The organism is Montanilutibacter psychrotolerans (genome assembly GCF_003719825.1).
GTDB classification, from domain to species: Bacteria; Pseudomonadota; Gammaproteobacteria; order Xanthomonadales; family Xanthomonadaceae; genus Montanilutibacter; species Montanilutibacter psychrotolerans.
Genome location: NZ_RIBS01000004.1, coordinates 77,984 through 92,427, shown reverse-complemented (window position 1 = coordinate 92,427; position 14,444 = coordinate 77,984). Strand labels below are relative to the sequence as shown.

At 70.5% G+C, this 14,444-nt stretch carries 13 protein-coding genes; 12 read left to right on the top strand and 1 reads right to left on the bottom strand.

The window, feature by feature from the left end; genetic code table 11:
* The first annotated feature begins 145 nt into the window (after positions 1 to 145).
* The 3 genes from ggt to EER27_RS09600 are packed head-to-tail and all read left to right on the top strand — an operon-like array spanning position 146 to position 4,280.
* Positions 146 to 1,918 (top strand): gamma-glutamyltransferase, encoded by a 1,773-nt coding sequence (ggt, locus tag EER27_RS09610; RefSeq protein WP_123087895.1) that lies wholly within the window; start codon positions 146 to 148, stop codon positions 1,916 to 1,918.
* Positions 1,919 to 1,941: 23 nt separating this feature from the next.
* Positions 1,942 to 2,649 (top strand): 2OG-Fe(II) oxygenase, encoded by a 708-nt coding sequence (locus EER27_RS09605; protein WP_123087894.1) that lies wholly within the window; start codon positions 1,942 to 1,944, stop codon positions 2,647 to 2,649.
* Entirely contained in the window at positions 2,646 to 4,280 is a 1,635-nt protein-coding gene (locus tag EER27_RS09600; RefSeq protein ID WP_123087893.1) for a putative 2OG-Fe(II) oxygenase, read from the top strand. The genes EER27_RS09605 and EER27_RS09600 overlap by 4 nt, the downstream gene beginning before the upstream one ends.
* A gap of 85 nt (positions 4,281 to 4,365) precedes the next feature.
* On the opposite strand, the gene EER27_RS09595 is transcribed toward EER27_RS09600, so the two are convergent.
* Positions 4,366 to 5,895: an AAA family ATPase gene (locus EER27_RS09595; protein ID WP_123087892.1), complete on the bottom strand. Its 1,530-nt coding sequence runs from the start codon at positions 5,893 to 5,895 to the stop codon at positions 4,366 to 4,368.
* A gap of 150 nt (positions 5,896 to 6,045) precedes the next feature.
* On the opposite strand from EER27_RS09595, the gene EER27_RS09590 reads away from it, so the two are divergent.
* The 9 genes from EER27_RS09590 to EER27_RS09550 all read left to right on the top strand — a co-directional run bounded on the left by EER27_RS09590 (position 6,046) and on the right by EER27_RS09550 (position 14,337).
* On the top strand, positions 6,046 to 6,954 hold the full coding sequence (locus EER27_RS09590) for an AEC family transporter (RefSeq protein ID WP_123087891.1): 909 nt from the start codon (positions 6,046 to 6,048) through the stop codon (positions 6,952 to 6,954).
* Positions 6,955 to 7,062: 108 nt separating this feature from the next.
* Positions 7,063 to 7,692 (top strand): ParA family protein, encoded by a 630-nt coding sequence (locus EER27_RS09585; protein WP_123087890.1) that lies wholly within the window; start codon positions 7,063 to 7,065, stop codon positions 7,690 to 7,692.
* A 103-nt stretch (positions 7,693 to 7,795) separates the two neighbouring features.
* The gene (locus tag EER27_RS09580; RefSeq protein WP_123087889.1) at positions 7,796 to 8,272 is read left to right on the top strand and encodes a SixA phosphatase family protein; all 477 of its coding nucleotides are present in this window, start codon (positions 7,796 to 7,798) and stop codon (positions 8,270 to 8,272) included.
* Positions 8,273 to 8,280: 8 nt separating this feature from the next.
* On the top strand, positions 8,281 to 8,913 hold the full coding sequence (locus tag EER27_RS09575; protein WP_223807259.1) for a YceI family protein: 633 nt from the start codon (positions 8,281 to 8,283) through the stop codon (positions 8,911 to 8,913).
* Positions 8,910 to 10,862 carry a phospholipase D family protein gene (locus tag EER27_RS09570; protein WP_123087888.1) on the top strand — a complete coding sequence of 651 codons (1,953 nt, stop codon included), beginning with the start codon at positions 8,910 to 8,912 and terminating at the stop codon, positions 10,860 to 10,862. The genes EER27_RS09575 and EER27_RS09570 overlap by 4 nt, the downstream gene beginning before the upstream one ends.
* Before the next feature lie 491 nt (positions 10,863 to 11,353).
* On the top strand, positions 11,354 to 11,548 hold the full coding sequence (locus EER27_RS09565) for a hypothetical protein (RefSeq protein WP_123087887.1): 195 nt from the start codon (positions 11,354 to 11,356) through the stop codon (positions 11,546 to 11,548).
* 215 nt (positions 11,549 to 11,763) lie between these two features.
* Positions 11,764 to 12,132 (top strand): hotdog fold thioesterase, encoded by a 369-nt coding sequence (locus tag EER27_RS09560; RefSeq protein ID WP_223807285.1) that lies wholly within the window; start codon positions 11,764 to 11,766, stop codon positions 12,130 to 12,132.
* 171 nt (positions 12,133 to 12,303) lie between these two features.
* Positions 12,304 to 13,113, top strand: a complete 810-nt coding sequence (locus EER27_RS09555; RefSeq protein WP_123087885.1) for a lysophospholipid acyltransferase family protein — start codon at positions 12,304 to 12,306, stop codon at positions 13,111 to 13,113.
* A 246-nt stretch (positions 13,114 to 13,359) separates the two neighbouring features.
* The gene (locus tag EER27_RS09550) at positions 13,360 to 14,337 is read left to right on the top strand and encodes a YheT family hydrolase (protein ID WP_123088158.1); all 978 of its coding nucleotides are present in this window, start codon (positions 13,360 to 13,362) and stop codon (positions 14,335 to 14,337) included.
* Positions 14,338 to 14,444: the final 107 nt, after the last annotated feature.

Here is a 14,444-nt window from a genome sequence, read left to right as displayed (position 1 = left end):
ACGGGCGCTGTCGCAGTGGCTGAGACGGGATCGTGCCCACCGGTCGTGCCTTCGTCCGTATCGATCGCGCATCGTGCCGATCCTGGCGTGCCGCGCGTGTGCCGGCCGCGCTAGCATGCGGGTCCCGTCCCCGCCCGGTGACCGCATGCGCCTGCCGCCCGTTCACGTGCCCTGCGTCGATGTGCCGCGTCGCACGCCCCGACCCCGTTCGCTGAGCCTGTGCGGTCTGGCGCTGGCGGCGGCGTTGTTGGCATCGCCAACCGTCGCCTCGGCGGCCGATCGAGTCACCGGCGCGCCGTTCGCGACGCGCAGCGAGGTCTACGCGCCGCACGCGATCGCCGCGACCTCGCACCCGCTGGCCACGCAGATCGCGCTCGACACGATGCGCGCCGGTGGCAGCGCGGTGGATGCCGCAATCGCCGCCAACGCCGTGCTGGGCCTGATGGAGCCAACCGGCAGCGGCATCGGCGGCGATCTGTTCGCCATCGTGTGGGACCCCAAAACGCAGAAATTGCATGGCTACAACGGCTCGGGTCGCTCGCCGCGTTCGCTGAGCCTGGCCGAGTTCCAGCGCCGCGGCCTGACCGAGATTCCGGCGCACGGCCCGCTGCCGGTGACCGTGCCCGGCGCGGTCGATGCGTGGTTCGCCCTGCACCAGCGGTTCGGCAGGCGCAGCATGGCGCAGAACCTCGCGCCGACGATCGCCTATGCCCGCGACGGCCATCCGGTCCACGAGACCATCGCCTACTACTGGGACCGTTCGGTGCCGCGCCTGTCGAAATGGCCGGGCTTCGCCGAGCAGTTCACGATCGACGGGCGCGCGCCGCGCACGGGCGAGACCTGGCGCAACCCCAACCTCGCCAACACCCTGCAGGCCATTGCCGACGGCGGACGAGACGCGTTCTACCAGGGCGACATCGCGCGCACCGTCGATGCCTACTTCAAGGCCAACGACGGCTATCTCTCGTACGACGACCTCGCCAGTCACCGGGGCGAATGGGTCGAGCCGGTGTCGACCAACTACCGGGGCTTCGACGTCTGGGAACTGCCTCCCAACGGCCAGGGAATCGCCGCGCTGCAGATCCTCAACATCCTCGAGGGCTTCGACCTCAAGGCGCACGGGTTCGGCAGCGTCGAGCACCTGCACCTGTTCACCGAGGCCAAGAAGCTGGCGTTTGCCGACCGCGCGCGCTGGTACGCCGATCCGGCGTTCGATCCGGCGCCGGTGGCGCGACTCATCAGCAAGGACTACGCGGCGCGCCGCCGCGCGCTGATCTCGATGGACAGCGCCCTGCGTGAGGTCCAGCCGGCCACGCCGGCGCAACTGGACGAAGGCGACACGATCTACCTGACCGTCGCCGATGCCGACGGCATGATGGTCTCGCTGATCCAGTCCAACTACCGCGGCATGGGCAGCGGCATGGCCCCGCCGGGGCTGGGTTTCATCTTCCAGGATCGCGGCGAGCAGTTCGTGCTGCAGGAAGGCCACCCGAACGCGTTCGAGCCCGGCAAGCGTCCGTTCCACACCATCATCCCGGCGTTCGTGACGCGCGAGGGCAAGCCGTGGTTGAGTTTCGGCGTGATGGGCGGGGCGATGCAGCCGCAGGGCCACGCGCAGATCCTGATGAACCTCATCGACTTCGGCATGAACCTTCAGGAGGCCGGCGACGCTCCGCGCATCCAGCACGACGGCAGCACCGAACCGGCCGGACAGGCGACGCCGATGCGCCAGGGCGGCGAGCTGGATCTGGAAACCGGCTTCGACTATGCGGTGGTGCGCGAGCTGATGCGGCGCGGTCACAGCGTGCGTTTCGCCGATGGCCCGTACGGCGGCTACCAGGCCATCATGGTCAACCCGCAGGGCGGCTGGATCGGCGCCAGCGAGTCGCGCAAGGACGGCCACGCGGCCGGCTACTGACGACGCGCAAGGTCCCGCCACACATGATCAATCCCGCTCTCGATCTCGATGCCTGGCGCGACCGTCTGCAACGCGATGGCCGCGTACAGGTGGAGAACTACCTGCAGCCAGACGCGGCGCTGCGCTTGCGCGAGTGCCTGCAGCACGAGGTGCGCTGGACGCTGGCACTGCGCGACGCCGGTGGCGCGCGCACCATCGACCACGAGGGCTACGCGGCGATGGAACCCGCGGCGATCGACGCCCTGCTGCGCGACACCGCCAGCGGCGCGCGCGACGGCGATGCGTTCCGCTTCGCGTACGACAGTTACATGATGGTCTCCGCCTACCAGCAGCGCCGCGATCCGGGGCTGCTGCTGCACCGCGTGCTGGAGCTGTTCAACTCGCCCGACTACATCGGCTTCGTGCGCGCCCTGACCGGCGACGAGCGCATCCGTCGCGTCAACGCGCAGGCCACGCGCTATCGGCCCGGACACTTCCTGCGTTACCACACCGACGAAGAACACGGCGAAGGACGTCTGTACGCCTACGTGCTCAACCTCAGTCGCGGCTGGCATGCCGACTGGGGCGGGCTGTTGCAGTTCATCGACGCCGAGGGCCGCGTGACCGAAAGCCTGATGCCGCGTTGGAACTCGTTGTCGTTGTTCGCCGTGCCGGCCGGGCACGCGGTCAGTCTGGTCGCACCCTGGGCCGCGCAGGATCGGCTGGCCATCACCGGCTGGCTGCTGACGTGAGCGGCAACGCACCGGGCGCGTTGCTGCGCGACGCGTGGGCGGCCCTGCAACGTGGCCAGCCGGCGCAGGCGCGCGTGGCGTGCGAAGCAGCCGTGCATCAGGCGCCGGAGTCGTTCGATGGCTGGCGGCTGCTTGCGGTGGCCCGCCAGGCACTGGGCGATGCAGCCGGCTGTCGCGACGCGCTCGCACAGGCGCACGGCCTGCGGCCGCATGACGGCGCAACCGCGCTCGACCTCGGCAGCCTGCTGCTACAGGCCGGCGATGCCGACAACGCGCTCCCGGTCCTGCAGGTCGCACTGGACGCGTTGCCCGCCGAGCCGCGCGCGGCGTTCCGCTACGGCACCGCCGCGTTCATGGTCGGCGACCACACGCGGGCGGTGCACGGTTTCGCCGCCGCGACGCAGCGTGATCCGCAGTGGGTCGAAGCCTGGAACAACCTCGCCGCTTCCCACGGCCAATTGCAGGAGTATCCGCAGGCAATCGCCGCCGCGCGCCAGGCGCAACAACTGCGGCCGCAGTCCGCAAGTACGCACCAGGCCCTGGCGGCGTTGCTGTCGAACCGGTTCGATCGCCAGGAGCTGCTCGAAGGGTTGGGCTGCGCCGAAGCGGCGCTACGCCTGGAGCCCAATCTCGCCCAGGCGCACCGCACCGCCGCGGTGATCCTGCGCCGGCTCGGCGAGCCCCATCGGGCCGAGCGGCACGCGCGCCGCGCGGTCGAGATCGCACCGCTCGATCCGGACACGATCGAGGTACTTGGCGAGCAGCTGCTCGCCAGCGGCCAGACCGATGCAGCCGTGAAGGTTTATGCCGATGCCGCCGCAGGCGGCGTGGCGACGCCGGCCATGCGCCGGCAGCACGGCATCGCCCAACTGCTGAACCGGCAACCCGAAGCGGCCGAAGCGACCCTGCGCGACAGCCTGCGTGCCGCGCCCGACGACCAGCGCGCCATCGCCCATCTGGGCGTCGCGCTCGCGGCCAGCCAGCGGCTCGATGTGGCGGCGTCGCTGATCGGTCTGCACCGCCACGTGCACGCCGTGCGATTGCCAACGCCCGCGGAATTTCCCGATGACGCCGCGTTTCACGCAGCGCTCGCGACCGACATCCGTCAGCACAGCCAGCAACGTTGGGAGCCAGTCGGCCTGGCCGCTCGCAACGCGTTCCTGAGCGGCGACCTGCTGGCGGACCGCAGCGCGGCGATCATCGGTTTCGAGCAGGCGCTGCGCGGCGCGATCGATGCCTTCATCGCGCGCTGCCAGGCCGCGGGTGACGACGCCGGCAGCGACGTCTTCCTGCGCAACGTGCCCCAGCGCTATCGCCTGCACGTGTGGGCCACCCAGGCCGCCGAGACCGGCTACATCGACACCCACATCCATGAGGAATCGTGGCTGTCGGGCGCGTACTACGTCGAGCTGCCACCGGCGATCCGGGCCGACGACCCGACGCACGCCGGCTGGATCGAGTTCGGCCGCCCGTACGCACACCTGCCCGCCTGGCCCGAGGACGCGCTGCGCCGGATCTGTCCGCAGGTCGGTGACCTGCTGTTGTTCCCGTCCTATCTATTCCACCGCACGTTGCCGTACCACGGCAGCGGCGAGCGCATCAGCATCTCGTTCGACCTGGCGGCGGCCTAAGGCAGACGCGGGCGGTGCGGGGCACTGGGCAGCCAAGAGCCGGTTGGCTCCGGCCGCGGTCTTCCCACGTCCCGCGACGCGTCGCTCAGTCCGCCGGCACCGTGCGGCTGCGTGCCCATTCGCGCAGGCCTTCGACCTGTTCGGCCATCAGCACCGACAGCGGCCGGGTCTGCTTGAGTTCGGCGCGCAGGGTGAACTCCGACAGCGGCGCGCCGCTGGCGTGCGCGGCATACAGGCCCGACACGATCGCCTGTTCGATCTCGGCGCCGGAGAAGCCGTCGCTGGCCGCGGCCAGGGCGTCCAGATCGAAGCCCGCCACGGGCAGGCCACGCTTGGCCAGGTGCAGGGTGAACAGCTCGACGCGCGTGGACGCATCGGGCAGATCCACGAAGAACGTCTCGTCGAAGCGGCCCTTGCGCAACAGTTCGGCCGGCAGCGCATCGACCTGGTTGGCGGTGGCCACCAGGAACACGCGCGCGCGGTGCTCGGCCATCCAGGTCAGCAGGTAGCCCAGGACGCGCCGCGACACGCCGCCATCGCCGTTGCCCTCATCGGCAGCCAGGCCCTTCTCGATCTCGTCCATCCACAGCACGCACGGCTCGAGCTGCTCGGCGGCAAACAGCGCCTCGCGCAGGTTCTTCTCGGTCTCGCCGTGGAACTTGTTGTACAGCGCGCCGAAATCCAGTCGCACCAGCGGCACGCCGAAGCCCTGCGCAACCGCCTTGGCCAACATCGACTTGCCGCAACCCTGCACGCCCAGCAGCAGCACGCCGCGCGGCGGTTCGAGCCGATAGGGGGCGGGCGCCGCACCGGCGCCTTCGCCGGCAATGGCGAGCGGCTGGTCGGTGACGGCGAACACCGAGCGGCGCTGCTCGATCCAGCGCTTGAGACGACGGGCGCCGGCGACGTCGTGCAGGCTCGCCCGGTCGTACTCGTAGTGCAGGTGGCCGCTGCGGTTGAGCAGTTCGAACTTGAGCTTGGCCAACTGCGGCAGATCGTCCGGGCCCAGCGCACCGTCGTGGTAGATCAGGTGGCGGGTGATGCGCCGCACGTCGATCGGGTCGAGCCCGCGCAGGTTGCGCACGATCTGGGTGATCGCCTCGCCGTCGATCTCGACGCGGCGGCCGCCGTTCTCGCGGGCATAGGCCTGCGCTTCTTCGCGGACGATCTTCAGTCGCGCGTTGGCGTCGGGCAGGCTGGGGCGATAGCGCACGGCCAGCGAGTCCAGATCGACCGGCAGCTCGACCTTGTGGCCCACCAGCACCATCACGTGCGGCTCGCTGCCGCGGCGCTGGATCAGGTCGCGCAGCTGGCGCTGGGTCATCGCCGAGCCCAGGTAAGGGTGCATGTCGAACAGCAGGTAGATGCCGCGCTGGCTGGCGTCGCGGATCGCCAGCAGGGTGCTGGAGACGTCGGGCGCTCCTTCGGGCGGGTCCTCGTGGTCCAGGTCGATGCGGCGCAGGCCTTCGGTGATCGACCAGCGGTACATCGCGCGCCAGACCTGCATCATCGCCTGCCGCAGCAGTTCGACCACGCGTGCCTCGTCGCGGGTCTCGATCACGATCAAGGGGGTGTTGGCGCGGATCAGCGCAACCAGGTCCTGCAGCTCACTCATCGCGCGGGGAAATCGGGTTCGGGCTGGCGATGATAGCGGGCGCCCGCGGTGGCCGGCGGGCCCGGGCACCGCTGTGGCGCTTCCCGGTCCGGCGCTTGAGCCGGCGCCGATCAATGGCGACGATGGCGTTCCTCCCCTGCCGTGATTGCGATGGCCCTCGACGCATTTGCGCTGGTGCTGGCGATGCTGGTGCTGGGTTACCTGTTCCAGCGCCTTAGGGTGTTGCCGGAGAACGCCGCCCAGACCCTCAACCTGGTGGTGCTGTACGTGTGCCTGCCGGCGGCGGTCCTGCGCTACGCACCGCGCCTGCAGCTGGAGCCGGCGCTGCTGGGCGTGGCCGCGGTGCCGTGGTTGCTGCTGGTCGCGACGGTGCCGCTGGTCGGATTGGTGGGGCGGTTGATCACGCTGCGACGGGACGAGCACGCCGTGCTGCTGTTGACCGTCGCGCTGGGCAATACCAGTTTCCTGGGGTACCCGCTGACGCGCGCCCTGATCGGTGAACACGCGCTGCCCTACGCGGTGGTGTACGACCAGTTCGGCGCGTTCCTGATCCTGTCGACCTTCGGCCTGTGGGTGCTGGCGCGCTACGGAGGCGACGTGGTGCCGGGCCCGCGCACGATGCTGCGGCGGGTGCTGGGGTTTCCGCCGTTGTGGGCGTTGGCGCTGGGGTTCACGGTGATGCCCAACGAGCCACCAAGCTGGATCGCCGGCGGCCTGCAGCGCCTGTCCGACGCGCTGTTGCCGCTGGCGATGCTGACCATCGGCCTGTCGGTGCGGCTGACCTTGCCGCGCGAGGAACTGGGCCCGCTCGCGGCCGGATTGGCGCTCAAGCTGCTCGTGTTGCCGGCGCTGGCCTGGGCGATGCTGCCGGCGCTGGGCCTGCACGGCGAGGCCGCGCGGACCGCGGTGCTGGAGTCGGCGATGCCGTCGATGGTGACTGCCGGCGCGCTCGCCATCGCCCACAACCTGGCCCCGCGCCTGGCCGCGGCGATGGTCGGCTACGGCCTGCTGTTGTCGCTGGGCACGCTGCCGCTGTGGGCGTGGCTGGTGCAGGGATAGGCCGGCTGGCGCGATTCCGGGTGCGGGTTGGCCGCGCCCCCGCGCGGCAATGGCCGCTTCGTCGGGGCTGGGTTAACCTGCGATCTCCAACCGGATCGAGGCGGGCGCATGAAGACCGTGCTGGTGGCCAGTTCCAAGGGCGGTGTCGGCAAGACCACGATTGCCACCCACCTTGCCGCGCAGTCGGCGCTGGAGGGCCTGCAGACCGCGCTCGTCGACGCCGACCCGCAGAACTCCTCGACCCGCTGGGCGCAGCGCCGTGCGGCGCTCGAATCGGCCGTGCTGCCGCTCGACGGCACCCGCCGCAAGGGCTGGAACCGGCAGCTGCCGGCCGACACCCAGCGGTTGGTCATCGACGCGCCGGCCGGGGCGATGGCCGAGGAGCTGGAGGTGTTCCTCGACCTCGCCGATGCGGTGATCGTGCCGATCCAGCCGTCGACGCTCGACATCGAGGCGACCGTGCCGTTCCTGGACTCGCTGGCCCGCCACCCGCGGGTGCGCAAAGGCGCGCTGCGGGTGGGGCTGCTGGGCAACAAGCTCAAGCCCTGGACGCACGCCTCGCAGCAGTCCGTCGACCTGCTCCGGCAGTGGCCGTACCCGTTGGTCGCGCAACTGCGCGACAGCCAGGCCTACGTGGTGATGACCGCACTGGGCAAAAGTCTGTTCGACTACCACTCCGCGCAGGTGCGCGAACATCAGGCCGACTGGGCGCCGCTGCTGAGGTGGCTGCGCAAGTAGGCGATCGGGACGACGCGGCCCTGCAGCCCCGCCGCGACCGCCCCACCGCACCGTTCCAACCGTTCCACGCCCACCAACACCCCTTTCCCAACCCGGACCTGACATGCGCGAACTGATCCTGCTCCGCCACGCCCACGCCGAACCCGCCGCCAACGGGCAGGCCGATCTCGACCGTCCCCTGTCGGCCGAGGGGCTTGCCGAAGCGGAGGCGGCAGGGCGTTGGCTGGTAGCGAACAACCTCGTGCCCGACAGCGTGCTGTGCTCGCCGTCGCGCCGCGCGCGGGAGACGCTGGAGGCGGTGCTGGGGGCGGTGGGTTATGTCGACCAGCGCATCGAACCGTCGATCTACGAAGCCAGCCCGGGCACCCTGATCGCGCTGGCCGACGCCAACGCCGAGGTGGGCCGGCTGATGCTGGTCGGGCACAACCCGGGCTTCGAACGCCTGGCCGCGCTGCTGCACAGCGGCCAGTCCGGCGATTACCGCGGCATGCCGCCGGCCGCGATCGCGGTGCTGTCGGTGCCGGCCGATGCCGCGCTGGAACCGGGCGTCGCCCAACTCAGCGCGTTCTGGTGGCCGTGACACAAGGCTTGCGCTTCACGCTCATCGCCGTATCGTTCGCGCTGGTCGGACTGGTTTCGGCAGCGCGCCTGCACGCACAGCAGCCTTCCAGTCCGGCGCCGCCACGTGTCGCGCCGCTGCATACGGAACCGGTGCGCATCGATTCGTTACGCATCGACCCGGTGCGCAGTCGATTCGGTTTCGAGCTGCGCACGCGCTGGGGACTGCGCGTCAGCGGCGCGTTCCCGCGTTACGACGGCGAGGTCGTCCGGTTGCCCGACGGCCGCCAACAAGTCCGGATCCGGCTCGCCAGCGCCGACGTGGTGGTGGCCGGTTCCGAGCGTTACACCGCGCTTGCGCGCGGCGAGAATTTCTTTGATGCCCAGCGTTACCCGATGATCGAATTCGTCTCCGAGCCCCACCCGCGACGCCTCGCCCGCGATGGCGGACGCCTGCGCGGCGTCCTGACGCTGCACGGTGTACGGCGGAACGAGTCGTTCGCGCTGCAGCCTGCCGGCTGTGCGGACCCCGGCGTGGGCTGCGACGTCGTCGCCAGCGGCGTGATCAGTCGTGACGACTACGGTCTCGACGGGTGGCGCTTCGCGTTGGCCAACCCGGTGCGCTTCGACCTGCGCCTGCGGCTGCAGGAAGCATCACCATGAACCTGTTCGCACGCGTGCTGGCCATCGTGCTGGCGACCACGCTGTCGGCGTGCGCGACGCTGTCGCCGGCGCAGCGCGACCGTGCCGCTGCAATCGCCGAGGCGGCACGCCCGACGCAGGTCGACTGCGATCGCCACGACGCCTGCGCGCAGCCGTCGCCGCTGCGCGAACTGGCCGCGCGCGCCTTCGTCGAATCCAGCGAAGCCGCGCCACGCCATTACGCGCTGATCCTCGACCGGGGGCGGGACGCGTTGCTGGCGCGTATCAACCTGCTGCGTAGCGCGACCACCGCGATCGATCTGCAGACGTACATCTTCTACGAGGACGATTCTGGCCAACTGGTGCTCGACGAGCTGCTGGCGGCCGCCCGGCGGGGCGTGCGCGTGCGCGTGCTGATCGACCAGCTGGCCGCGCTCGAGCATGTCGACACGCTGGCCGCGCTGGCTGGGGTGCATCGCAACTTCGAGCTGCGCGTGTACAACCCGATGTTCAACCGCGCGCGCACCAGCTATCCGCAGTACGCCCTCGCTGCCGCGTGCTGCTGGCGCAAACTCAACCAGCGCATGCACACCAAACTGCTGCTGGTCGATGGCGCAGTGGGCGTCACCGGCGGGCGCAACTACCAGGACGACTATTACGACTGGGACCCGGAATACAACTTCCGCGACCGGGATCTGCTGGTCGCCGGCCCAGCAGCGCGCACGATGGAAGCCGACTTCGAGCAGTTCTGGAACGACGGCCGCAGCGTGCGCGTCGAGCACCTGACCGATGTTGGGCGACGCCTGCTGGACGCGGGCGTGCCGCCGGTACCGGCACCGCACTTCGCCCGTCCCAGGCGCGCGCAGACGATGCGCGAGGAAGCCAGCGACGCGGCATTGGTGCGCCAGCGCCTGGCCGACCACGCATTGCCGGTCGGCGCGGTCGACTACGTCACCGACGGTCCGTCCAAGCACGCCGATGACGGTGGCAGTGGCGCGTTGGCATCGCGTTCGTTGCGCGGCCTGATCGAATCGGCGCACGAGGAGGTGCTGCTGCAGACGCCGTACCTGGTGCTGTCCAAGCCGGCGCAGCAGATGTTCCGCGACCTGCACCAGCGCGAACGCGCACCGCGCGTGGTGGTTTCCACCAACAGCCTGGCCGCAACCGACGCGTTCATCGCCTACGCGCTGTCGTACAAGTACAAGCGCCGCTATCTGCGCGAGTTCGGCTTCCACATCTACGAGTTCAAGCCGTTTCCGCGTGACGTGCCGATGGACATCGAGAAGCCTGCCGGCGAGCTGCCCGAGCCCCCACCTGTCGGGTCCGGCAATGAACACGCCGCACCGGTTGCCGGTGCGAAGCGCGCGGGCCGCGCCCGTCGTGACCGCCGCAGCGTGTACGGCAACGGCACCTATCGCGCGCCCCTGTCGCGCGAGTACGGCGCGCTGCGCTATGGCTCGTCCGGTGCCAACCGCCCGGTGCCGCTGCGACGCGGTGGCGTTCGCGTGGGCCTGCACGCCAAGTCGCTGGTGATCGATGAGCGAGTGGGCGTCATCGGCACCCACAATTTCGATCCGCGCGGCGACGACTACAACACCGAGAGCGCGGTGGTCATTGCCGACCCGGACTTCGCGCGCGCGCTGGCCCAGAGCATCCGCCGTGACATCGCCCCGGCCAACTCCTGGGTGATCGCGCGGCGCGACAAGCCGCCGGTGTTCTCCGGTCTGGAGTACTCGCTGTCCAAGGCGTCCGAGCAACTGCCGTTGTTCGACTTGTGGCCGGTGCGCTACGCCACCAGCTACGAATTCGTGCCCGGACCGGCCTGCCCGCAGCCGTTGCCGCCCAATGCGCCCGGATTCCGCGCCTGCTACCGGCCGGTCGGGGACTTTCCGGAAGTGCGGCTGGGCCTCAAAGGCCTGACCACGCGCATCTTCACCGCGTTCGGCGCGGGCCTGGCCCCCATTCTCTAAGCCACGCCACGCCACGCTCCGACCGGGAGCGGGCGGGCCCCTCGGGCGGTCGAATCGCCCGGTGCCGCTGACCCCAAGGCGCCATCGGCGCGGCCTGGCCCCGCGTCCTCCAAGCGATGCCACGCCGCGCTCCGACCCGGAGCGGACTTCCCTCGGGTGGCCGAGCCCCTGCGTCGCACAGCCCTCAGGGCCCTCGGCCCCGGGCTGGTCCCCCGTCCTCCAGGCGGCGCCACGTCACGCTCCGACCGGGGAGCGGGCGGCCGCGCAGCGCCGCGCCTCCCAAGGCCATGCCCCTGCCATCGGTCACGGCAACCTGGGCGGCTCTCGGCGCATCTCAAAGGCTGTTCCGCCCGGCTGCTGCTGGCCCGGCGAGGCCCTCGGACAAGGGTGCCTTCGGTGGGGTGACTTCTGGCCCATGGCGGAATTGATCTGGTGTTGTACTTTACCAACACACCAAGACGCACCGACCCCCAGCCCCCCGAGGAATCGCCATGAACGTCCAGAACCTGTCCAACCGCACCGTCGTCACCACCACCAACACCGCGCGTCCGGCCGCCGTTGCCGCCCCGATCCGCCACATCCACCGCCAGCGCGATTTCGGCGTCGGCTACGGCAACAGCAGCGGCTATGCCAGCAACCGTCGCTACACCACCGAATGGGCCCAGCCGCGCTTCCGTTTCGCGTAATTCGCCAGGCGGATCCCGCATGGCCCCCTGTCACCAGTCCCGACCGGCGCGCTGCGCGCCCCTCCCCTCGCGCAGTGCGCTGGTCGCCGGCTGAGCCGCTCCGTTATCGTGGTGCGATGACAGACACCACCGAAACCAGTACCGCCCCCTCCGCCGCACTGTTCCGCGGCAACCCCACCCCCGACCAGCTCAACGCGCTCTCGCAGGGCACTGCGATGGAGCCGTTGGGCATCGTGTTCACTGAAGTCGGCGCCGACTACGTGCGCGCGACCATGCCCGTCGACGAACGCACCCGCCAGCCGTATGGACTGCTGCACGGCGGCGCGTCGGTGCTGCTGGCCGAAACCCTGGGCAGTAGCGCCGGCAACCTCTGCATCGGCGACGGACGGATCTGTGTCGGGATCGAGATCAACGCCAACCACCTGCGCGCCGTGCGCCAGGGCGTGGTCACCGGTACCGCGCGGCCGCTTCACGTCGGCGGGCGCACCCAGGTCTGGGAAATCCGCATCGAGGACGATGGCGGCCGGTTGATCTGCATTTCCCGCATCACCCTGGCCGTGGTGGAGCGCGGCAACGCGCGCTGATCCGCACCCCGCGACCGGCCGCAAGCCCCGCCCGGCATGGCGCAACCGCCGGTCCCGTGGCCTGTCGTGGCCATTTCGCGCGTCGCCACGCGACGCGCGGGCCTGAACCCCGTCCGGCGGCGCATCACGTGGCGTTTCGCGATTGGAGGCCCCTCCGGTATCGTTTCGACGATGAATGCGCCCGTTCCCCACACCGGCGCGGCCGCGCCGTCCGGCGCGTCGTCCGCGCGCCTGCTGCGCTACCTCGTGCGCACCCCGATGCTGCTGTGGCACGTCGCCGTGCACCTGCCGCTGACGCTGCTGATGATCACGCCGCTGACCGCCGGCATCCGGATCGGCAACGAGCGCCTGGAGCACCGTCTGATCCGCGCCTGGTCTGCCGGACTGATGCGCGTGTTCGGGTTCCGCCTGCGGCGGGTCGGGACGCCGTTGCCGGGCGCGACGATGTTCGTGGCCAACCACGTCAGCTGGGTCGACATCGAGATCCTGCACAGCCAGCGCATGATGGGCTTCGTCGCCAAGCGCGAGATCTCGCAGTGGCCGCTCATCGGCTGGCTGGCGGCGCGTGGCGAAACCATCTTCCACGCCCGCGGCAGCACCGAGTCGCTGGGTGGCGTGCTGCACGAGATGCTCGCGCGACTGCGCGCCGGCCGTTCGGTCGGCGTGTTCCCGGAAGGCGGTACGCGAGGCGGTGGTGAGGTTGGGCCCTTCCACGCACGCATTTTCCTGTCCGCGGTCGAGGCGGGCGCACCGGTGCAGCCGGTCGCGCTGGTCTACGGCGAGCGCGGCAACGCGCAGCGCGTGGTGGCATTCGGCCCGGGCGAGAGCTTCTTTGCGAACTTCCTGCGCCTGCTGGGCGAACCCCCGCGCCTGGCGCAGGTGCATTTCCTCGAGCCGATCCTGCCCGGCGAAACCGACGGCCGGCGCCGCATCGCGGAACTGGCGCGTTCGCGCATCATCGACGCGATGAACGGCGACTAGCCAAGGGCCCATGGTGAAGGGCCGTCCGGACTCGAAGCATTCGCGCGGCGCCCTTGGGCTGCCACGCCGGACGGGCCAGCGCGGCGCCACGATCGACGGCGACGGTGGTGCGGACGGCAGGCTGCGGCGGGAAAGCACGTTGTCACCAACGCGGGGTGGGGAGCCGAAGGGCAGGGCCCGACGCCGTACTCACCGCCACGCCGCCACGCTTTCGCTACCCGGAGCCGTCTTTCGCCGTCTGCCATGCTGACTGCCGCCGACTACCAACCGCCACGCTGGCTCCGCAACCCGCACGTGCAATCCGTGGTCGGGTCCAGCCCGTTGCGGCGCCGATACGGCGAGCGCCGCCTGGCCGCGCTGGGCGCGACGCACACCGCGCACCTCGTCGACGGCGGCGGGGGCGTGCGACTGCAGGGCGTCCACAGCGTGGTCCCGGGAACCACCGGCGAGCGCGGGCTGGTGTTGCTGCTGCACGGGTGGGAGGGCAGCGTGGATTCCAGTTACATGCGACTTACCGCGGCCGAACTGTTGCGCGACGGCTTCGAGGTCTTCCGCCTCAACTTCCGCGACCACGGCGACACCCACCACCTCAACGAGGGGCTGTTCCACTCCAACCGCATCGACGAGGTGGTGCACGCCGCCTGCGATGTCGCCGCGCGTTTCCCGCGCCGGCCGCTGAGCGTGGCCGGCTACTCGCTGGGTGGAAACTTCGCGATGCGCCTGGCCCTGCGTGCGCCGGAAGTGGGCCTGCAACTGGCGCACGTGGCCGCGGTGTGCCCGGTGCTCGATCCGGCGCGCACGATGGACGCGATGGAGCATGGCCTGCCGTTGTACCTGTGGTACTTCGAGCGGAAGTGGCGCAGCTCGCTGGCGCGCAAGCGCGAACTGTTTCCCAACGAGCACGCCTTCGACGATCACACGCTGGGCCTGAGCATGCGTCCGCTGACCCAGTGGATGGTCGAGCGCCACACCGATTTCGGCACGCTGGATCGCTACTTCGACGGTTACTCGATCGCCGGCGACCGGCTTGCCGCGCTGCAGGTGCCCGGCAGCGTGCTGATGGCCGCTGACGACCCGGTGATTCCGGTTGCCGGTTTCGATGCACTGGCCACCTTGCCATCGCTGCGCGTCGAGATTTCACCGTGGGGTGGGCACTGCGGCTTCCTGGAGAACGCCAGCATGAGCGGGTTCGCCGAGCGCTGGATCGCCCATCGGCTGGGGTGACCGCGCGCCTCGCGCCGGCGCGAACGTGCGCCGCTGCCGCAGTGGTGGCGGTGTTCCCGAGAGCAGATCTGAACAGCGGTTGCCGCTCCCCGGTCTGGGCACACGGC